Source organism: Kitasatospora sp. NPDC057198 (genome assembly GCF_042670125.1).
GTDB lineage: Bacteria > Actinomycetota > Actinomycetes > Streptomycetales > Streptomycetaceae > Kitasatospora.
Window position 1 is genome coordinate 1 of the sequence record NZ_JBHUWH010000116.1, and the last position, 18,976, is coordinate 18,976.

Annotated in this window: 16 protein-coding genes; 5 read left to right on the forward strand and 11 right to left on the reverse strand. The window is 75.3% G+C overall.

Annotated features, from left to right (window positions below):
- Positions 1-62: 62 nt before the first annotated feature.
- Positions 63-1,310 carry a CynX/NimT family MFS transporter gene (locus ACFUEL_RS15810; protein WP_380236808.1) on the reverse strand — a complete coding sequence of 416 codons (1,248 nt, stop codon included), beginning with the start codon at positions 1,308-1,310 and terminating at the stop codon, positions 63-65.
- Between the two features lie 62 nt (positions 1,311-1,372).
- Positions 1,373-2,092: a FadR/GntR family transcriptional regulator gene (locus tag ACFUEL_RS15815; RefSeq protein ID WP_380236809.1), complete on the reverse strand. Its 720-nt coding sequence runs from the start codon at positions 2,090-2,092 to the stop codon at positions 1,373-1,375.
- 352 nt (positions 2,093-2,444) lie between these two features.
- Between ACFUEL_RS15815 and ACFUEL_RS15820 the strand changes: the two genes are divergently transcribed.
- From ACFUEL_RS15820 to ACFUEL_RS15835, 4 genes are all read left to right on the forward strand, one after another.
- Complete coding sequence (locus ACFUEL_RS15820) at positions 2,445-2,786, forward strand: peptidase inhibitor family I36 protein (RefSeq protein ID WP_380236810.1); 342 nt, start codon at positions 2,445-2,447, stop codon at positions 2,784-2,786.
- Between the two features lie 69 nt (positions 2,787-2,855).
- Positions 2,856-3,617, forward strand: a complete 762-nt coding sequence (locus ACFUEL_RS15825; protein ID WP_380236811.1) for an ABC transporter ATP-binding protein — start codon at positions 2,856-2,858, stop codon at positions 3,615-3,617.
- Positions 3,614-6,112 carry a hypothetical protein gene (locus ACFUEL_RS15830; protein WP_380236812.1) on the forward strand — a complete coding sequence of 833 codons (2,499 nt, stop codon included), beginning with the start codon at positions 3,614-3,616 and terminating at the stop codon, positions 6,110-6,112. The genes ACFUEL_RS15825 and ACFUEL_RS15830 overlap by 4 nt, the downstream gene beginning before the upstream one ends.
- A 394-nt stretch (positions 6,113-6,506) precedes the next feature.
- A complete protein-coding gene (locus ACFUEL_RS15835) occupies positions 6,507-8,315 on the forward strand; it encodes an LCP family protein (protein ID WP_380236813.1) in 1,809 nt (602 codons plus the stop codon).
- Positions 8,316-8,412: 97 nt separating this feature from the next.
- Here ACFUEL_RS15835 and ACFUEL_RS15840 read toward each other — a convergent pair whose 3' ends face one another.
- The 9 genes from ACFUEL_RS15840 to ACFUEL_RS15880 all read right to left on the reverse strand — a co-directional run bounded on the left by ACFUEL_RS15840 (position 8,413) and on the right by ACFUEL_RS15880 (position 18,491).
- Positions 8,413-9,228, reverse strand: coding sequence for an HAD family hydrolase (locus ACFUEL_RS15840; protein WP_380236814.1), 816 nt, complete (start codon positions 9,226-9,228; stop codon positions 8,413-8,415).
- A gap of 38 nt (positions 9,229-9,266) precedes the next feature.
- On the reverse strand, positions 9,267-10,544 hold the full coding sequence (gene serS, locus ACFUEL_RS15845; protein WP_380236815.1) for a serine--tRNA ligase: 1,278 nt from the start codon (positions 10,542-10,544) through the stop codon (positions 9,267-9,269).
- 535 nt (positions 10,545-11,079) lie between these two features.
- On the reverse strand, positions 11,080-12,015 hold the full coding sequence (pheA, locus tag ACFUEL_RS15850; RefSeq protein WP_380236816.1) for a prephenate dehydratase: 936 nt from the start codon (positions 12,013-12,015) through the stop codon (positions 11,080-11,082).
- 130 nt (positions 12,016-12,145) lie between these two features.
- Positions 12,146-13,369, reverse strand: coding sequence for an iron uptake transporter deferrochelatase/peroxidase subunit (efeB, locus tag ACFUEL_RS15855; protein ID WP_380236817.1), 1,224 nt, complete (start codon positions 13,367-13,369; stop codon positions 12,146-12,148).
- Positions 13,366-15,504, reverse strand: a complete 2,139-nt coding sequence (locus tag ACFUEL_RS15860; protein WP_380236818.1) for a FixH family protein — start codon at positions 15,502-15,504, stop codon at positions 13,366-13,368. Before ACFUEL_RS15860 ends, efeB begins: the two co-directional genes overlap by 4 nt.
- Before the next feature lie 6 nt (positions 15,505-15,510).
- Complete coding sequence (locus tag ACFUEL_RS15865; protein WP_380236819.1) at positions 15,511-15,990, reverse strand: copper chaperone PCu(A)C; 480 nt, start codon at positions 15,988-15,990, stop codon at positions 15,511-15,513.
- On the reverse strand, positions 15,987-16,667 hold the full coding sequence (locus tag ACFUEL_RS15870; RefSeq protein WP_380236821.1) for an SCO family protein: 681 nt from the start codon (positions 16,665-16,667) through the stop codon (positions 15,987-15,989). Before ACFUEL_RS15870 ends, ACFUEL_RS15865 begins: the two co-directional genes overlap by 4 nt.
- Positions 16,668-16,781: 114 nt before the next feature.
- Positions 16,782-17,516: a YcnI family protein gene (locus ACFUEL_RS15875; RefSeq protein WP_380236823.1), complete on the reverse strand. Its 735-nt coding sequence runs from the start codon at positions 17,514-17,516 to the stop codon at positions 16,782-16,784.
- A 141-nt stretch (positions 17,517-17,657) separates the two neighbouring features.
- Positions 17,658-18,491 carry a hypothetical protein gene (locus ACFUEL_RS15880; RefSeq protein WP_380236825.1) on the reverse strand — a complete coding sequence of 278 codons (834 nt, stop codon included), beginning with the start codon at positions 18,489-18,491 and terminating at the stop codon, positions 17,658-17,660.
- Positions 18,492-18,721: 230 nt separating this feature from the next.
- Between ACFUEL_RS15880 and ACFUEL_RS15885 the strand changes: the two genes are divergently transcribed.
- A partial coding sequence (locus ACFUEL_RS15885; RefSeq protein WP_380236826.1) for an ATP-binding protein occupies positions 18,722-18,976 on the forward strand: 255 nt, incomplete at its 3' end.

An 18,976-nucleotide genomic window follows, 5' to 3' on the forward strand; every position in this document is an offset into this window, starting at 1 on the left:
GACGGTCACCACGACCGTCCCCGCCCCTCGTCCGTCCCCGCCCCTCCGCCGTTCCCGCGCGGTCACACCGTCCGGTCGCGCCCCGCGCCCCAGCCCGCCACCGCGGCGACCGCGGCCAGCACCAGCATCACCAGCAGCGTCGCGTCCCAGCCGCCGGTCACCTGGTGCAGCGCGCCCGCGCCGACCGGCCCGGCCGCCGCCACCAGGTAGCCCACCGCCTGGCTCATCCCGCCCAGCCGGGCCGCGCCCGCCACGCTGTGGGTGCGCAGCACGATGAACGCCAGGCCCAGGCCCAGCGAGCCGCCCTGCGCCAGGCCCAGCACCGTCGCCGAGAACCAGGCCCCGGACACCGGCGCCAGCAGCAGCCACAGCACGCCCGCGCCGTTCAGCCCGGCCATCACCAGCGCCAGGCCGCGCTGCCGGGTCATCCGGCCCGCCAGCAGCGGCACCAGGAAGGCGCCGGCCACCTGCACCAGGTTGCTGAACGCGAACACCAGGCCCGCCTCGCCGCGCGGCATCCCGTGGTCGGCCAGGATCGTCGGCATCCACGCCACCAGGGTGTACACCAGCAGCGAGGAGACGCCCATGAACACGCTGATCTGCCAGGCCAGCGCGGACTTCCACGGGCTGGCGCCGGCCTCCGGGACGGGCAGCGCCGGGGCCACCCGCAGCGGCACCGTGCGCTCCTGGCGGGCCTTCAGCACCTGCGGCAGCCAGGCCACCGCGGCGACCAGCGCCAGCACCGACCAGGCGCCCAGCGACGCCTGCCAGCCGCCGCCCAGCGCGTGCTCCAGCGGCACCGACAGGGCGGCCGCCAGGGTCGCGCCGACCAGCATGGTGGTCGAGTAGACGCCGGTCATCATGGCCGCCTTGTGCGGGAACTCCCGCTTCACCAGGCCCGGCATCGACACGTTCAGCACGGCGATCGCCACGCCGATCACCACGCAGCCCGCGTACAGCGCCGCCACCGAGGGCAGCACCCGCAGCAGCACGCCCGCGCCCAGCGCCAGCACCGCGCCGAGCACCACCCGCTCGGTGCCGAAGCGCCGGGTCAGCCGCGGGGTGAGCGGTGCGCCCACGCCCTGGAACAGCACCGGCACGGTGGTGATCAGGCCGCTCGCGGTGGCGGACAGGCCGAAGGTCCGCTGGATCTCCGCGACCATCGGCGAGACCGCGGCCAGGCAGGCCCGCATGTTCAGGGCCACCAGCACGATCCCGGCCAGCAGCAGGGCGGGGTGGGCGAAGCGGGCGGCGGTTCGGGTACCGACCTTCTGGTCGAGGGCGGGCTGGACGGCACGGGTGACGGACATGGCTGCGCTGACTCTCTGTGCTCTGGTGCTGTTCTGCGGGGACGGCGGGCGCGGGCCCCGCGTCACTTCCGGGCGGCGATCGCGGCGATCAGTTGCTCCACCGCCGCGGTCGGCTCCGCCAGCAGCGCCCGGCAGGCCGCCTCGGCGCGCTCCGGGTCCCGGCTCTCGATCGCGTCGACCAGGGCGGCGTGGGTGGCGATCACCACCTCGGGCATCTCGTGGTCGCCGAACGCGGTGCGCATCGACTCCCGCACCGAGGCCCCGAAGTACCGGTAGACCTCGGTCAGCGCCGGGTTGTGCGCGGCCTCCACCACGGCGGTGTGGAACTCCAGGTCGTGCTCGACGGTGGCCTCCCGGCCGGCCCGCTCGGGGTGCGCGGCCATCACCTCGGCCTCGCGCGCCAGCGCGGCCCGCATCCGGGCCAGGTCGTCGGGGGTGTGCCGCTCGGCGGCCAGCCGGGCCGCCTCGGTCTCCAGCGCGGCCCGCACCTCCAGTACGTCTCGCACGCCCGAGCGCTGCACCCCGCGCAGCACCGCCGCCGGGTCGCTGGTCGAGCGGACGAACGTCCCCTCCCCCTGCCGCGACACCAGCATCCCCGCGTGCACCAGCACCCGGATCGCCTCGCGCACCGTGTTGCGCCCCACCTGCAGCCGCTCGGCGAGCTCGTGCTCGGTGGGGATCCGCGCCCCCACCGCCCAGACGCCGGAGGCCAGTTGCTCCCGCAGCTGGTCGATCGCGGCATCCACCAACGACCGCCGCCCCGCCGCCTGCAACCCCTCCACGCCGGGCTCCTCTCCGCACTCGCCGACCGACCTGCCCGGTCATCCTACAACCTCTTGCCCGGTCATCCTACAACCGGCCTCCAGGTGTGGAGATTTGGCGCACTTCTTCGTCATTTGCCGGAAAATGTAGGGGAAATAACGCGGATTTCAAAAAATGGCGGCCGGATTCCACCGGGTATTTTCCCCGGTCCGGCCGTTCTCCTGCGCGCCGCGATCCCGGTGGTTAATGTTCCTTCCGGTACCGGCAAAGCGCCGGAACCGCACGGTCCAATTGGGGGTAGTGATGGAAAAGGCTCGACGTCGCACGGCCGCCCTGGCACTGGCGGTCGCATTCGGGGTGGGAATTCCGCTGGTGACCGCCCCGAGCGCGTTCGCCGGCGCCGGTGACTGCGGAGTCGGAACGGACGCGGACGCCTGCCTCTACGCCGACGCGAACTACAGCGGCTTCATGTCCTGGTTCAACACCTACTGGAACACGTCGGTCGTGACCGTGAACCTGTCGTACGGCGGCTTCAACGACCGGATGTCCTCCTGGATCAACAACGGCCCGCACGACGCCAGGTGGTTCTGGGACTCGAACGCCCACGGCGACAGCAGGTGCGTGAACAACTACTCGTACAACTCCTACGTCGGCTGGTACGACAACGACGAGGCGAGCAGCATCCAGGTCTACACCGACGGGAAGGCGTGCTGACCTCGGTCGCAATTCCGGCGGGCCGCCCCGGTGGGGCGGCCCGCTCCGCAGGTGGGGAGGGGAAAATACATGGCAGGGGTCAGGATTTCGGGCGTCCGCAGGACGTACGGGGAGAGCGGCGGGAAAGTCCACGCGGTGAAGAACGTCGATCTTGAAATTCGCGACGGCGAATTCATCGTCCTGATGGGCGCCAGCGGCTCCGGGAAAACCACGCTGCTCAACCTGATCGGCGGCCTGGACCGGGCCACGGCGGGCCGGCTGGAAGTGCTGGGGGAGGACCTCGCGGAGCTGTCCGAGGCGCGGCTGGCCGCGCTGCGGCTGACCTCCGTCGGTTTCGTGTTCCAGGAGTTCAACCTGCTGCCCGAGCTCACCCTGGCGGAGAACGTCGCCCTGCCGCTGGAGGGCGCGGGCACGCCCCGGGCCGAGGCCCGCCGCCGGGCCGACGAGGCGCTGGGCCGGGTCGGCCTGGCAGGGCTCGGCCCGCGCTTCCCCGACGAGGTGTCCGGCGGCCAGCAGCAGCGCGCCGCGATCGCCCGCGCGGTGGTGGGCGAGCGCCGCCTGCTGCTCGCGGACGAGCCGACCGGCGCGCTCGACTCGGAGACCGGCACCCAGGTGATGCGGCTGCTGCGTGAGCTGTGCGACTCCGGGGTGACGGTCGTCGTCTCCACCCACAACCCGGCCAACGCCGAGTACGCGGACCGGGTCGTGCGGATGCGGGACGGCCGGATCGACGCGGTCACCGCCGGCGTCCCCGGCACCCCCGCCGTCCCCGGCACCCCCGCCGTCCCCGGCACCCCCGCCGCCCCCGCCGCCCCCGGGCGGTCCGCGTGAGGCGGGAACGCGAGACGGCGCTCTGGCTGGCCTGGCGCCTGGTGATCGGCCGGGGCTGGCGGCGGTTCACCCTGGTGGCGCTGTTCGCCGTCCCGGTGCTGCTGTCCGCAGCGTCCCTCCAGGTCATCGGCATGCTGAACCTGACCGGGGAGCAGAAGGCGCAGTCCAGGCTCGGCGGGGCCCACCTGGCGCTGGCGGTACCGCAGACCGGTGACGGGCGAGCCGGGGACGGGCGGGCCGGGCAGGACGCCGCCCCGTCCGGCGGCCCCGGCGAGGTGGTGGCGGTCCGGTCCTCGCCGGTGTTCCCGCTGCTCCTCTCCGGCACGACCCAGGAGGTCGGCTACCGGGAGAGCGACTGGTCCAGCCCGCTGACCTCCGGCCTGCTGCGCCCGCTGACCGGGCGGCTGCCGGCCGCCGACGACGAGATCGCCGTCTCCCGGACGCTCGCCGAGGAGGAGCACCTGGCGCCGGGCGACACCGTGGTCTTCCCGTGGGCCCCGGCGTCGGCGAGGCCCGTCCGGATCGTCGGCACCGTCGAGGACCCGACCGCCTACCGGGCCCGCTTCGCGGCGGGCGGACCGGGCCTGTTCGCCCAGTGGGACGACCACGCCCACGGCGGCGTGCTCAGCGTGACCACCAGCTGGCTGGTGAAGTCCGACCCGGCGACCGAGGCGCGGCTGGCGGCCGAGGCCCGCGACCGGCACTGGCAGGTGCTCACCCGCGCGTCCGTCTCCTCCGCCCGGACCATGCTGGACGCCCAGCCGGGGCTGCTGGCGGTGCCCGGTTCGGCGATCGTCCTGTTCAGCGCCGCCGCCGCGTTCAGCCTCCGGATGCGCCGCCTCGACCGCCAGCTCGGCATGCTCTCCGCCGTCGGCTTCAGCGGCGCCCGGCTGGTGCGGCTGGCCCGGACGGGCGGGGCCGCCGTCGTCACGGCCGGCACCGCCGCGGGCCTGGTGGGCGGCGTCGCGCTGGGGCAGGCGGCCCGGCCGCTGGTCCGGCAGGCGGTCGAACGGGACCTGGGCGGCTTCTCGCTGCCCTTCGCCGCCCTGGGGTTCCTCGCGCTCGGTGCGGTCGCCGCCGGCGTCGCGGGCATCTGGCTGCCCACCCGGGCGGCCCGGAACTCCTCGGTGCGCGAGCGCCTCACCCGGGCGCCCCGCCCCGCGAACCCGGCGCGCCGCCGCACGGTGGCGGCCGTGACCGGCGGCCTGGGCGCGCTCGTCCTGCTGTTCGCCGCGGTCCAGGGCGCCGAGGTGGTCGGACCGGCCGGCGCGCTGCTGCTGGTGCTGGCCGCCCTCGCCGCCCTGCCGGACGCCCTGCACCTGCTGGGCCGCACCGCGTCCCGGCTCCCGACGGCCGGCCGGTTCGCCCTGCGCGACCTGGCCCGGGAGCGCCGCCGACCGGTCGCCGCGATCGCCTCCAGCACGCTGGCCGTGGTGCTGGCGGTGGGCGCCGCCTCCTTCGTCGCCTCGCAGACCGCGATGGACCGCGCCACGCACGTCGGCTCCCGCCGCCTCAACCAGGTGGAGGTCCCGCTGCGCCACGTCGAGCCCTCGGCGGCCGTGCTGGCGGCCTTCCGCGGCGCGGTCGGCGACACGGTGCCGGTGGAGACGCTGCAGTCCGCCGCCCCGGCCGGCGCCCGTCCCGTCGCCGAGGGCAACCGCCTCTCGGCGCCCCCGGTCGAGCTGCAGGCCGGCGGGTTGCCGATCGGCGGTGTCGATGTGGTGGACACCGAGGAGCAGTTCCGCGACCTCACCGGCCGGGCCCCGAGTCCGCGCGAGTGGGCGGCCCTCACCGGGCAGCAGGTGCTGGTGCTGGTCCCCGGCCCCCCGGGCGGGCTCGCCGGCGCGACCCTGGAGAGCCAGGCCGGACGCGACGCCCCGAGGCGGGCGGTGCCCGTCGCCGCCGTGCGGGCGGACCCGGTGGACGCCACCACCCTGACCCAGTCGAGGGCCCTGATGACCGGCGCCGCGGCCCGGACGAAGGGCTTCGACGTGCTCGTCAAGTGCTACCGGGCCACCCTGCCCGCCGATCCGCCCGCCGACCTGGAGGAGCGGCTCGGGAAGGCCCTCGAACCGCTGGGCGTCCCCACCTCCGAGATCCACGTCGAACGGGTCTACCAGCCGCCGCTGCCCGCCCGCTGGTCCGTGATGCTCACCATCGGCGCGGCCGTCGCCCTGCTCTCCGCGATGACCGCCGTGGCCGGCTCCGCCCAGGAGATCCGCCCCCGGATGCTGCTGCTGCGCGTCATCGGCTTCCCCGGCGGCGTCCAGCGCCGGGTGCTCGCCGTGCAGGCGGCCGTCATCGTCGGCCTGGCGATGCTCCTCGGCGTGGCCGGCGGCTGGCTGGTGGCCGGCAGCCAGCTCTGGCCGCAGCACATCCCGGTCACCCTGCCCTGGTGGACCGTCCTGGCCACCGCGCTCGGCGTCACCGCCCTCGCCGCGGCCGCGGCCGCCGCCCTGCGCCCGCGCACCGACGCCCGTCTCCGGGAGCGCTGAACGGCCGTGCCCGGGAGCGCTGAACGCCCGTCTCCGGGAGCGCTGAACGGCCGTGCCCGGAGCGCTGAACGGCCGTGTCCGGCGGCCGATCCGGTGCTCGGGGGCGGTGCCGGGCGGTGCGGCGGGGCCCTGGCGGGCGGAGCGGTCCGGGGGTGCGCGCCGCCCGTCCGGGCCCGGAGCCGCCGGGCCGCGTTGCGCGCCTCACATCCGGGCCCGGGAACCGGCGGTCCGCATACGGGCGTTCCACTGCACGGAGCGTGCCCCGGGCAGTGACTCGGAAATGATCCCTTTGTATGCTCCGCTCTCCGGCTCCTTCCGTCCGTCGGCGATGACGCGACCGGTGGGGAGCGGCGGCAGAGGCGCCCGAGGGCAGCCTCCGGTGAAGGGTGCAGGTATGACAGGCCGCAGGGCGGGGACGTCGGGCGAGGACGCCGGATGGTGGGAGAGCCTCCCCCCGCAGGGCGATCCGTACCGGCAGGACGCGCCCCAGCGCGACGACATACCGGCGCCGCGGGTGCCGCGCAGTCGTTCCGCCGCCCATGACGCCGCCCCGGTCGCTCCGACCGGCGGCCGCGCCGAGGCCCGCCGGGCCGCGCAGCAGCAGGGCCGGGGCGGGCGGCGTTCCGGGGGAGCGGACGCCGGGGGCGCGCCGGAGGGCGGCGGCCGGGCCGAGGCCCGCCGGGCCGCGCAGCAGCAGGGCCGCCGTAGGCCCCGCCGGGTCAGGCGGATCGTGATCTGGAGCCTGGTCGGCACCAGCCTCGCCGTGGTCGGCACCGGCGGCTTCCTCTACTGGCGGCTGAACGCCAACATCTCCTCCTGGGACAACGCCGGGGTCAGCGAGAGCCGCCCGCCGGAGGCGCCGGCGGACGCCAACGGCAACAAGCCGATGAACATCCTGCTGATCGGTTCGGACTCGCGCGACGGGGACAACAAGGACCTCGGCGGCGGCGAGGACGGCGGTGCCCGCTCGGACACCACGATCCTGCTGCACGTCTACGCCGACCACAAGCACGCCGTCGGCGTCTCGATCCCCCGCGACACCCTGGTCACCATCCCCAAGTGCCTGCTGCCGAACAAGACGTGGACGAGCGAGCAGCACGAGGTCAGGTTCAACGGCGCCTTCTCGGTGGGCAACACCGACAAGGGCAACCCGGCCTGCACCCAGAACACCGTGGAGAAGCTCACCGACATGCGGGTCGACCACACCATGGTGGTCAACTTCGAGGGCTTCGCCGCGATGACCAAGGCCGTCGACGGCGTCGAGGTCTGCCTGCCCAACGACATCTACGAGGGCGACCTCAACCCCAACCTGGGGCGCAAGGGCAAGAAGATCTACTCGAAGGGCGTCCAGAAGGTCGAGGGCCAGTCCGCGCTGGACTACGTCCGGCTGCGGCACGGCATCGGCGACGGCTCCGACGTCGGCCGGATGAAGCGTCAGCAGGCGTTCCTGTCGGCCCTGATCAAGCAGGTCAAGTCGGAGGGCATGAGCCCGACCACGCTGTACCCGCTGGCCGACGCCGCCACCAAGTCGCTGACCGTGGACGAGAGCCTGGACAGCATCGACAAGCTGACCGACCTGGCGATGACGCTCAAGAACATCGACCTGCACGACATCAAGTTCATCACCACGCCCTGGCACTACGAGGGCGCCAAGATCGGCCTCAACCACCCGGACGTCGACCAGCTGTGGGCCTCGCTGAAGGCCGACCGCACCCTGGACGGGCAGGACGCCGGCGCGGCCTCCCCGGCCCCGGAGGGGACGCCCGCCGCGAGCCCCGCAGCGACGCCCAGCGAGGCGCCCGCCCCGCCCGCCGACGGCACCGGCGTGAAGGTCGCGGTCTACAACGGCACCACCACGGCCGGTCTGGCCCTCAACGCCGCCAACACCCTCAAGGGCGCCCACTACACCGTCAGTTCGACCGGCAACGCGCCCAGCCGCAACCACGCCACCACGGTGGTCCAGTACGGTTCGGCCGCCCAGAAGGCGCACGCGCAGGCCGTCGCCGCGCTGTTCCCGGGCTCGACCGTCGAGGCGGGCGGCGCCGCGGGCACCGTCACGCTGATCCTCGGCAAGGACTACGCGGCGACGGCGGCGGGCGGCTCGTCGGCGGCCCCCTCCGACCCGGGTCCGGTCTCCGCCGAGGTCGCCGGGGAGGCCCGCTCCGCGGACCAGGACGCCTGCTCCGACCTCAGCTTCGGCTGACCGCGCGGCACCGAGGCACCAGGGCACCGAGGCACCAGGGCGGCGAGGCGGCCGGGCGGCAGCAGCGCCCGGCCGTTCAGCCGTCCGGCCGTCCGGTTCAGCCCAGCCCGAAGAGCCGGTCCAGCACGACGGCGACGCCGTCCTCGTCGTTGCTGACCGTCACCTCGTCGGCCACCGACCGCAGTTGCTCGTGCGCGTTGCCCATCGCCACGCCGTACCCGGCCCAGTTGAACATCGGGACGTCGTTGGGCATGTCGCCGAAGGCGATGGTCTCGGCGGCGGTGACGCCCAGCCGCCGGGAGGCCAGCGAGAGGCCGGTGGCCTTGGTCAGGCCGAGCGGCAGGAGTTCGACGATGCCCTCGCCGGCCATCGTGATGCCGACCAGCTGGCCGGCCACCGACCAGGCGGCGTGGGCGAGTTGGTCGTCCGTCAGGTCGGGGTGCTGGATGTACAGCTTGCTGACGGGGGTGGCGAGCAGCTGGTCGGGGGCGACCTCGCGCAGCGGCAGTTCGGTGCCGATCCGCAGCCGGTAGCCGGGCCCGGCGAGCACCTCGCCGTCCAGGCCGTCCTGGTTGGCGGCGACGGCCAGGGTGCCGACCTCGGCCTCGATCTTGGCGAGGGCGAGCGCGGCCAGCTGCCGGTCCAGGGTGACGGAGGTGAGCAGCTTGTGCGCGCCCGCGTCGTAGACCTGGGCGCCCTGCCCGCAGACCGCTATCCCGGTGTACCCGATCTCGTCGAGGACCGGCCTGGTCCAGCCGGCCGAGCGGCCGGTGACGATGATGTGCTTCGCCCCCAGCGCGGTGACCGCGCCCAGGGCCGCGCGGGTGCGGGCGGAGACGGTCTCGGCGCTGGTGAGCAGCGTCCCGTCGAGGTCGGTGGCGACCAGCCGGTAGGGCAGGGGGGCGGTGCTCATGGCGCGGGGCGCTCCTGGACTCCTGGACGAGGGGGCGGTTACTTGGTGACCGGCTCCAGCACGGACTTCCCGCCGAGGAAGGGCCGCAGCGCCTCGGGCAGGACCACCGAGCCGTCGGCCCGCTGGTGGTTCTCCAGAAGCGCGACGATCACCCGGGGGACGGCGACCAGGGTGCCGTTGAGGGTGGCGAGCGGGCGGACGCCCTCGCTGTCGCGCATCCGGATGGAGAGCCGGCGGGCCTGGTACTCGGTGGTGTTGGAGGTGGAGGTGACCTCGCGGTACTTGCCCTGGGTCGGCACCCACGCCTCGATGTCGAACTTGCGGGCGGCCGAGGCGCCGAGGTCGCCGGAGGCGACGTCGATCACCCGGTAGGGCAGCTCCAGCGCGTTCAGGAAGTCCTTCTCCCACTGGAGCAGGCGGCGGTGCTCGGCCTCGGCGTCCTCGGGAGCGGTGAAGACGAACATCTCCACCTTCTCGAACTGGTGGACCCGGATGATGCCGCGGGTGTCCTTGCCGTAGGTGCCGGCCTCGCGGCGGAAGCAGGAGGAGAAGCCGGCGTACCGCAGCGGCAGCCGGTCGGCCTCCAGGATCTCGTCCATGTGGTAGGCGGCGAGCGGCACTTCGCTGGTGCCGACCAGGTAGCGGTCGTCGTCGGCGAGGTAGTACACGTTCTCGGCGGCCTGGCCGAGGAAGCCGGTGCCGTCCATCGCGGCGGGGCGGACCAGGGCCGGGGTGATCATCGGGGTGAAGCCGACCGCGGACGCCTGCGCCATCGCCATGTTGACCAGGGCGAGCTCCAGCAGCGCGCCGGGGCCGGTCAGGTAGTAGGAGCGGGCGCCGGCCACCTTGGCGCCGCGCTCGGTGTCGATCGCGCCGAGCAGCTGGCCCAGTTCGACGTGGTCGCGGGGCTCGAAGCCCTCGGCGGCGAAGTCGCGCGGGGTGCCGATCTCCTCCAGCGTGACGAAGTCCTCCTCGCCGCCGACCGGGGCGGCCGGGTCGATCAGGTTGGCCAGCGAGCGCTGCAGCCGCTCGGCCTCCTCCTTCGCCCCGCCCTGGGCGGCGTCGGCGGCCTTCACCTCGGCGGCCAGCTCCTTGGTGCGGGCCAGCAGGGCGGCCTTCTCCTCGCCCTTGGCGGCGGCCACCCGCTTGCCGAGCTGCTTCTGCTCGGCGCGCAGCTCGTCGAAGCGGGTGCCGGCCGCGCGGCGGCGTTCGTCGGCGGAGAGCAGGGCGTCGACCAGGTCGACGTCCTCACCACGGGAGCGCTGCGAGGTGCGCACTCGCTCGGGGTCTTCACGGAGCAGGCGGAGGTCGATCACGGGTCCCAGCCTACCGGTGGGCGGGGGCCGTTCCGGGACGCCGCCCGGGGCTGGGGATAACTGCGCCCCGCCTGTGGATAACCCCGGTGGAAAACCCCTCCCGGGGCCGGTTATCCACAGGATCGCGCGCCGCCCTGTGGACAGCGGGGGAGCAAAGGTCCGCAGGCGTCCGAACCGGGAATTCCAGGTTTCAAACCTCGATTCGGCTTCCCGAGTGAGGGAATTCGCTCGCTCGCCCAGGTGATTTGTCGGCGCAAGGGCGACTCTGGTGCGATTAGTCCACTACGCACCCCTAGTAGATGATCTGACCGGCACTGGGGGTTTCTTTACCGCTTTGTCGACCCCGGCCCGGACCTGTGGATAACTGCCCGTCAGCTGGGGACAACCGGGCCTGTGGACACGGCCCTCCCGCCTGTGGATGAACCGCCCCCGCCCGGCCCGCCCGGCCGCGCCGCAGGTGAACGGGGCCGCGCCGGGCAGGTGACGTCCGGGCGGGGCGGAGATGAACGCGGCCCCCGCCCGGAAAGCGGCCCGGCTACAGCTCGCCGCGCCCGTCCAGGCAGCGCGAGAGCCAGTCCGCGGCGTTCGCGAAGTCCAGGTCCGAGGTGCCGTTGCGGAGCGGGAACGCGGTGCCCCGGTCGGCCCGCGGGTAGGAGCCGAGGAAGCGCACCTGCGGGCAGATCCGCTTCAGGCCCATCAGCGCCTCGCTGACCCGCCGCTCGCTCAGGTGGCCCTCGCAGTCGATCAGGAAGCAGTAGCTGCCCATGCCCTCGCCGGTCGGCCGGGACTCGATCCGCATCAGGTTGATCCCGCGCACCGCGAACTCCTGCAGCAGCTCCAGCAGCGCGCCCGGGTGGTCGTCCGGCAGCCAGACCACCATCGAGGTCTTGTCCCAGCCGGTCGCCGAGGACACCCGCCCGGGGCGGCCCGCCAGCACGAACCGGGTGGTCGCCGAGGCCGTGTCGTGGATCTCGTCCGACAGCACCTCCAACCCGTACAGCTCGGCGGCGAACGCCCCCGCCACCGCCGCGTCGTAGCGGCCCTCCTGGACCAGCCGGGCCGCCTCCGCGTTGGACGCCGCCGACTCCCACTGCGCGTCGGGCAGGTTCGCGGCCAGCCAGTGCCGCACCTGCGGCTGCGCCACCGGGTGGCCGCTGACCGTCTTCACGTCGCCCAGCGCGGTGCCGGGGCGGACCATCACCGCGAACGAGACCGGCAGCAGCACCTCGCGGTAGATCATCAGCGGGCTGCCGTTGATCAGCTCGTCGCTGGTGGTGGTGACCGCGCCGTCCACCGAGTTCTCGATCGCCACCATCGCGCCCGCGGCCTCGCCGGCCCGCACCGCGTCCAGCGCCGCCGAGACCGAGGCGACCGGCGTCAGCTCCCGGGTAGCCGCCTCCGGCAGGGTGCGCAGCGCCGCCTCGGTGAAGGTGCCCGCGGGCCCGAGATAGGTGTAACGGGTCGCCGACATGACCGCCTCCGAACTCACTGCGCCTACGCGTGGGCACCCCTGGCCCATTCCGTCACCATAGCCACTTTCCCGGCGCCGTCCGGACCCGTCCCGCTCTGCGGGCAGCGGACCGGACGGCCGTGCGGACGGCTCAGCCCTCCAGCAGCTGCTGCCCCACGTACCCGCCCTCGGGGGCGCCCGGCGGCACCGCGAACAGCGCCGACGCCTCGTGCCGCAGGTACCGGGACAGGCCGTCGCCCCGCGACAGCCGCTGCTGCACCGGCACGAAGCCGCGCGCCGGATCGGCCTGGTACGCGGCGAACAGCAGCCCGGCGTCCGGGGAGCCGTCGGGCAGCAGGCCGTCGTGGAAGGAGAAGCCGCGCCGCAGCATCGCCGCCCCGCCGTTGGAGGCCGCCGCGGCGAGGCGGACGTGCGCGTCGGGGGCGATCTTCAGCACGCCGTCCGGGTCGGTGGCGGCCAGGTCGACGGGGGTGCGCTCGACCGCGTCCGGCCCGCCGGACAGCGGGGCGCCGTCGCTCTTGCGGCGGCCGATGATCCGCTCCTGCCTGTCCAGCGGCAGGGTGTCCCAGCCCTCCAGCAGCATCCGGATCCGGCGCAGCACCGCGTAGCTGCCGCCGGCCATCCAGTCCGGGCCGGCGGCGAACACGGTGGCGTCGAAGTCCGGGTCCTGCGGGCGCGGGTTGTTGGTGCCGTCGACCTGGCCCATCAGGTTGCGGCCGGTCACCGGGTGCGGCGTCGCGCCGGGCGTGCGGGCGAAGCCGGACATCAGCCAGCGCGGCGCGGCCAGCCCGGTGGACAGTCGCACCAGCACCCGCAGCGCGTGCACCGCGACCAGGGCGTCGTCCGCGCCGACCTGCACCCACAGGTCGCCGCCGGAGCGGGCCGGGTCCAGCGCGTCACCGGGGAAGGCGGGCAGCTCGGCCAGCGCCGCGGGGCGGCGGCCGGCCAGCCCGACCCTGTCGAACAGGGTGGCGCCGAAGCCGAAGGTGACGGTCAGCGAGCTGGGCCCGGCGTCCAGCGCGATCTGGTTCTCGCCCTCGGCGGCGGGCTCGCCCGCCGCCATCCGGGCCGCCGCCGCCGACCAGCCGCGCAGCAGCGCGGCCAGCCCGTCCCGCCCGGTGCTGGCCAGCAGGTCGAACGCCACCCACTCCACCCGGGCCTGGGCGGGCTCGACGATCCCGCCCTGCCGGGCCCCGTGGAACGGCACCCGGGCCGCGCCCAGCGTCACCCCGGCGGCCGGGGCGTGCGCGGACGCCCGCCCGCCCCACGCCCCGCCGGCCGCCCCCACCGCGAGCCCGGCCCCGGCCCCGCCGAGCACCGCCCGCCGGGACAGCCCCGTCCGCCCGCCGCTCACGGGCCGACCTTCAGCTGCCGGGTGGCCGTCACCTGGTCGATGTCGGAGGAGCGGACGGTCACCGAGACCACCCACACGCCGTTCAGCGGCAGCTGCGCGGTGCCGGTCCAACTGGCGGTGCCCTGCGCCTGCAGGGTCACCGGCAGCGGGCCGAGGTCGCGGTCGGGGAGGGTGAAGGCCAGCTCCAGCTCGGGCACCTCGACGGGCTGCCCGGCGGAGTCGGTGAGCTTCAGGGTGACCGCGTTGGGGCCGGTGGCGACCGGGCTGACGGTGACGACCGCGGTGCCCTTGGCGTTGGCGGTCCGGCCGCCGGTGTCGTACGGGAGCTTCAGCTCCTCGGTCCGGCCCGGCACCGCGGAGGCCCCGGCCGACGGGGTGGACGCGGCGGGGGCGTCCGCGACGGCCTGGGCGACGCGTCCGGGCGGCGAGTTGGTGAGCATGGTCGTCACCACCAGCACCAGCACCGCCACCGCGGTCTCCACCACCACGCTGCGCCGCAGCCCCGCCCGCGCGGGCGGCCCGGCGGCCCGCTCGCCCCGGGCCCGGTCGCGCACCGCCCGCTGCCGGGCCAACTGCGCGGCCCGCTCCGGATCGGCACCCGCGCCGCCCCCGGCGGCCCCGTCCGAACCGTCCGCGACGGCTTCCGCGCCCGCGCGGCCCGCACTGCCCGTGCCGTCCGCGCCCGCGCGGCCCGTGCCTGCGGCGCCGGCCGTACTCACGGCGTGCTCCGCCCCGTCCGCGAGGGCTTCCGCGTCCCCGGTGCTCCCGACCGCCCCCGCCGCAGTCGTCCCGTCGGCGGTGCGCAGCCGGGCCGTCCAGGCGCGGGAGATCCAGGCGACGCCGAGCATCGCCGCCACGCAGCCGACCTTGATCAGCAGCAGCCGCCCGTACGAGGTGTCGACCAGCGCGCTCCAGGAGCCGAGGCCGCGCCAGGACTGGTAGACGCCGGTGACCACGAGCACCGCGACCAGCCAGAACGCCAGCTTGGAGAAGCGGTCGACGGCGGTGGCGGGCAGGCCGCCGCGCAGGCCGACCACGAGGACGGCCAGGCCGCCGAGCCAGCCGGCCATCGCGAGCAGGTGCAGGGCGGCCAGCGGGAGCGCCAGCGGGACTTGGAGGCCCACCGCGGAGTGGTCGGCGCCGACCCAGGTCGCGGACAGCGCGAGCGCGAGGACGAGCCCGGCCAGGCCGAGGCCGAGCCGGGCGTCGCGCTGCGGGCGTTCGGCGGCGGCCCGCTCCAGCCGGCGCAGCTCGGCCTCCTCCGCGTCCTCGGGTTCCGCGGTGTCGGCCGCCGCGGCGGGGGCGGGCTTCGGCTGCTGCATGCCCAGCTGGCCGATCAGCAGCGACAGGAAGACGCCTGCGGCGGCGAGCAGCAGCAGCCGGGCGGCCAGCGCGGTGCCGATCCGCTCGTCCAGGGTGGCGCGCACCAGGGACAGGTCGAAGGACTGCCCGAGGCCGCTGCCGCGCTCGTAGGGGCCGCGCAGCATCAGCACGGCGACGGTGGACAGCAGCAGCGCGACCCAGCCGGTCATCAGCAGGCGCTGCACGCCGCGCGCGGCCGCGCCGCCGGGCCACACCGCGACCACGAACGCGGCGGCGCCGGCCAGCAGCGCGAACGCGAGGTAGGCGACGGTGCGGGCGGTGCCGTAGGCGAAGGCGACCGCGCCGTCGGCCTTGGCGCCCTGCACGGCGGCGGCGTTCACCGAGGTGTCGGACGGGGCGCCGACGGAGAAGGTGAAGGCGCCGCCGACGGGGTGGGAGTCCTCCGAGACGGCCCGCCAGGCCACCGTGTAGGTGCCGTTGGCGAGGCCGGCCCGCAGCCCGACCCGGGCGGTGGCGGCCCGGCCGTCGACGTGCTCGGGCTTGCCGTCGTCGACCGCGTTGCCCTGCGGGTCGAGCACCCGCACCGAGTCGGGGGCCAGCGAGACGCCCTCGCTGAAGGTGAGCGTGACCGCGGCGGGGGCGGTCGCCACCACCGAGCCCCGCTCCGGGTCGGTGCCCTCCAGGGTGGCGTGCGCGGACGCCGCCGTCGCCCCGCCGAGCACCAGTCCGAGTGCCGCCACCAGCACCGCCAGCAGCGCGCCGAGCCGCCGCCTCACCGCTGTCACCACGTGCGTGCCTCTCCTCGTCGCCATCGCCGATCAGCTACCCGGACGGTACGCCAGCGGCTTCACCGGAACCCTGACCACGACCCGGCCCGCCTTGGCGAACTGCAGGTCGAGCTCCAACTCGTCTCCCAGCACGGGCTGTTCGGTCCAATCCATGATCATCAGGTGGGCGCCGCCGCGGGACAGGTCGAGGGTGCCGCCGGCCGGCACGTCCATCCGGTCGACCTGCTCCATGGAGGTGTCGGTCGAGCGGTGCATGGTGACCGACCCGGCGGCCGGGCTGCTCACGCTCACCAGGGTGTCCGCGCCGCCGGCGTTGCGGACGGTCAGGTAGCCCGCGCCCATCCCGCCGGGCGTGGCGGGCAGCGGTATGTACGGGTCCGCGACGGTCAGCCGCGGCGCGCCGCCGGGGCCGCCGTCGGACTGGTACGCCACCGCGCCCGCGCCGGCCGCGAGCGCGGCCGCCAGCCCCGCCCCGATCAGCGCGGTGCGCCGGAACGAGCGGCTGCTCACACCGCCACCCCGTTCGCCATCAGCTCCAGGTCGTGCCTGTAGACGTCGATCGAGGTGCCCGCCATGTACAGCAGGTGCGCCTTGTCGTCGCCGGGCAGGAACGCGAGCACCTGCGCGCCGTGGGTGGAGGTGACCGCGCCCTTGTCGTCCACCACCGGGTCCTCGACCAGGATGCCCAGCGGCTTGGCCGCGGCCTTCACCTTCGCCAGGTCGCCGGTCATTCCGACGAAGTCCTTGCCCATCGAGTCCAGCCAGGTCCGCAGCACCTGCGGGGTGTCCCGCTCCGGGTCGGTGGAGACGAACACGACCGCCAGCTTCTCCCGCTGCTCGGCGGTCAGCTTCGACATCGCGACGCCGATGTCGCCCATCGTGGTCGGGCAGACGTCCGGGCAGCTGGTGTAGCCGAAGAACAGCAGCACCGTCTTGCCCGCGGTCCTGGCCCGCAGGTCGTACGGCTGCCCGGAGGTGTCGTCCAGCACCAGGTCCGGCTTCTCGAAGTTCTTGCTCAGCACGGTGCCCTGGTACTGGCTGGTCGACGCCTTCCTGCTGACCTTGGCCGCGCCGGTGCCCTCCCCGCCGTCACCGGAGGAGGAGCAGGCGGACAGCGCCAGCGAGGCGCCGAGGACGAGGGCGGCGGCGGTCAGCAGCCGGGGGCGGGGGCGGTGGAGGGGAGCCAAGGGACTTTCCTGTTCGTGCGGGAGCGCGGGAGCGCGGGGGAGCGCCGGCGGGGAGGGGGCGCCGGCGGGGAGGGAGCGCCGGGACGGGGCGCGCGGCCCCGCCCCGGCGGCGGTTCAGGACTGCGCGGAGCGGCGGCGCAGCCCGGCCACGCCGAGCGCGGCGCCGACCACGCCGACCACGATGCCGACCACGCCCAGCGTGCGGGCCGTCGAGTCGGAGCCCTTCGTGCCGGACGCGGCGGCCTGCTCGGTGCCGCTGGAGTCCGCCGAGTGGTGGTCGGCCGCGGCGGTGGCGCCGGCCGCGGCGGCCTTGGCGAGCTTCAGCGTCGGGGCGGGCTTGGACGGCTCGGGCTGCCCGTCCTTGGCCTCCTCGATCCAGCGGACCACGTCGCCGTTGTCGTACGTCTGCAGCGCCTTGAAGGTCAGCGTGTCGGTGTCGGTCGGCAGCGCGCCGAGCGAGACCGAGAAGTCCTGGTACTGCCCGGGGCCGATCTTGGTGCCGTCGTTCGCGGTCCAGGTGATCTTCGAGACGGCCTCGGTGATCTGCTGGCCGTGCGAGTCCAGCGGCTTGTCGAGCTTCGACTTCTCCAGCACGGCCGTCCAGCCGGGGACGGGCTGGGTGCGGACCGAGGCCATCGGGTGGTCCAGCGGCAGGTTGACCTCGACCTTCACGGTGGAGGCGGTGTCGCTCTCGTTCGGCACCCGGAACGCCACGGCGCTGTACCCGCCCTGCTGGACGCTGCCCGGCTGGACGGTGACGTGGGCGAAGGCGGGAACGGCGGACGCCAGCAGGGCGCCGGCCGCCACCACGAGCGCGCCGAGGGAACGACGGGCGGAAATCGAACGCATCAGGGGACTCCTGAGGAGAGGGTGCCGGGCGGCGGCGCCGCGCCGGCACGGGGGGAGGTGCGGGACTCGTCCGGCCCGCTCACGGCGCGGGCACGGGGGCAGCGGTGCGCGCCCGGTCCCGGTGGTGCTCCCCGGTCCCGATCAGCGCGCGAACGCCGCCGCGGGCGGTCCCCGGCGCGGCAGGCTGTGCCGCAGCGCCGCCGCCACCGGCAGCGGCCAGTCCTCCGGGCGCCCGGTCCGGCGCGGCGCGGCCGGGCGCTCCGCGCCCAGCAGCAGCGCCGTCAGCAGCGCCACCGCGCCGCGCAGCGGGGCCGCCCACTCCCGGGCGGTCAGCGCGGTCGTCCGCACCAGCCGCCACAGCGCGGCCTCGCCGCGCCGCAGCCACCAGCCCGCGACCAGGGCCGCCGCCAGGTGGCCCAGCAGCATGCCGGGGGTGAGCCCCAGCCAGCCGGCCGCGGCGTGCGGCGCCGCGGCCGCGACCACCGCCTGCGGGTCCAGGCCGGCCGCGCTCACCACCTGTTCCGGCGTGGTGTCCAGCGGGACGACGGTCAGCCCGTTGCCGGGGGTGTCGTCGCACAGCAGCCGGCCCGCGACGACCGCCAGCGGGTCCGCCGCGCCGGCCGTGCCGGCCATCTGCGCGTGCGCCATCGGCTCACCGCCGCCCAGGCCGCCGCCGAGGAGGTGGAACAGCAGGTGCAGCCCCAGCTGCCCGGCGCCCAGCGCCGCCGCGATCGCCGCCAGCGAGCGCTCCCGCCCGCCGACCAGCGCCGCCGCCGCGCACACCGCGGCGAAGCCCAGCAGCAGCACGTCCGGCGCCACCGCGCCACCCGCCCGCGCGTGCCCGAAGGCCGCGACCAGCGTGCACACCAGCGCGAACGGCACCGCCCGCAGCAGCCGCAGGTCCCAGGCCGCCACCGGCACCCGGCGTACGGGCACGGCGGCGCCCCGGCGGGCGGCGGCGGTGGGGTAGGTCATGGCCGGGACATCATCTCACCGCCTACACCCGGCCCCGGGGCAGGGGCGTGAACCGGCCCCGAATGGCGAGAAACCGACCGGCGCACTCACCCGTCCGCGCGCTGATCGGCACACCCGACAGGACCAGTCCATCCGCCGAACGGGCGGGCTTGGCTCGTGCGGACGGTTCGCCGCGCGCGGCCGAGGAGATAGCTAGTTGTATGTGGAGCCGCAGCCAGGAGGGATCTCCCGTGGAAATCTGGTGGACTCTGCACCTCAAGCGCGACCCGGCCAGCGTGCCGCTCGCCCGCCGCATCCTGCTCGGCGCCATGGACTCCGCCGGAGTCGACCCGCAGGTCGCCTTCGACCTCGGCCTCGCCCTCACCGAGGCGTGCGCCAACGCGGTCGAGCACGCCGAGCCCGGCCGGGCGGGGGGCACCTTCCAGGTCACCGCCTCGCGCAGCGGCGACCTGCTGCGGATCGAGGTGGCCAACACCGGCCCGGCC

What these genes read in the sequence shown, in the direction of transcription:
- ACFUEL_RS15810 (WP_380236808.1), bottom strand. Translation starts at nt 1,310, where the DNA reads ATGTCCGTCACCCGTGCCGTCCAGCCCGCCCTCGACCAGAAGGTCGGT.
- ACFUEL_RS15825 (WP_380236811.1), top strand. Translation starts at nt 2,856, where the DNA reads ATGGCAGGGGTCAGGATTTCGGGCGTCCGCAGGACGTACGGGGAGAGC.
- ACFUEL_RS15835 (WP_380236813.1), top strand. Translation starts at nt 6,507, where the DNA reads ATGACAGGCCGCAGGGCGGGGACGTCGGGCGAGGACGCCGGATGGTGG.
- ACFUEL_RS15840 (WP_380236814.1), bottom strand. Translation starts at nt 9,228, where the DNA reads ATGAGCACCGCCCCCCTGCCCTACCGGCTGGTCGCCACCGACCTCGAC.
- pheA (WP_380236816.1), bottom strand. Translation starts at nt 12,015, where the DNA reads ATGTCGGCGACCCGTTACACCTATCTCGGGCCCGCGGGCACCTTCACC.
- ACFUEL_RS15860 (WP_380236818.1), bottom strand. Translation starts at nt 15,504, where the DNA reads ATGGCGACGAGGAGAGGCACGCACGTGGTGACAGCGGTGAGGCGGCGG.
- ACFUEL_RS15875 (WP_380236823.1), bottom strand. Translation starts at nt 17,516, where the DNA reads ATGCGTTCGATTTCCGCCCGTCGTTCCCTCGGCGCGCTCGTGGTGGCG.
- ACFUEL_RS15880 (WP_380236825.1), bottom strand. Translation starts at nt 18,491, where the DNA reads ATGACCTACCCCACCGCCGCCGCCCGCCGGGGCGCCGCCGTGCCCGTA.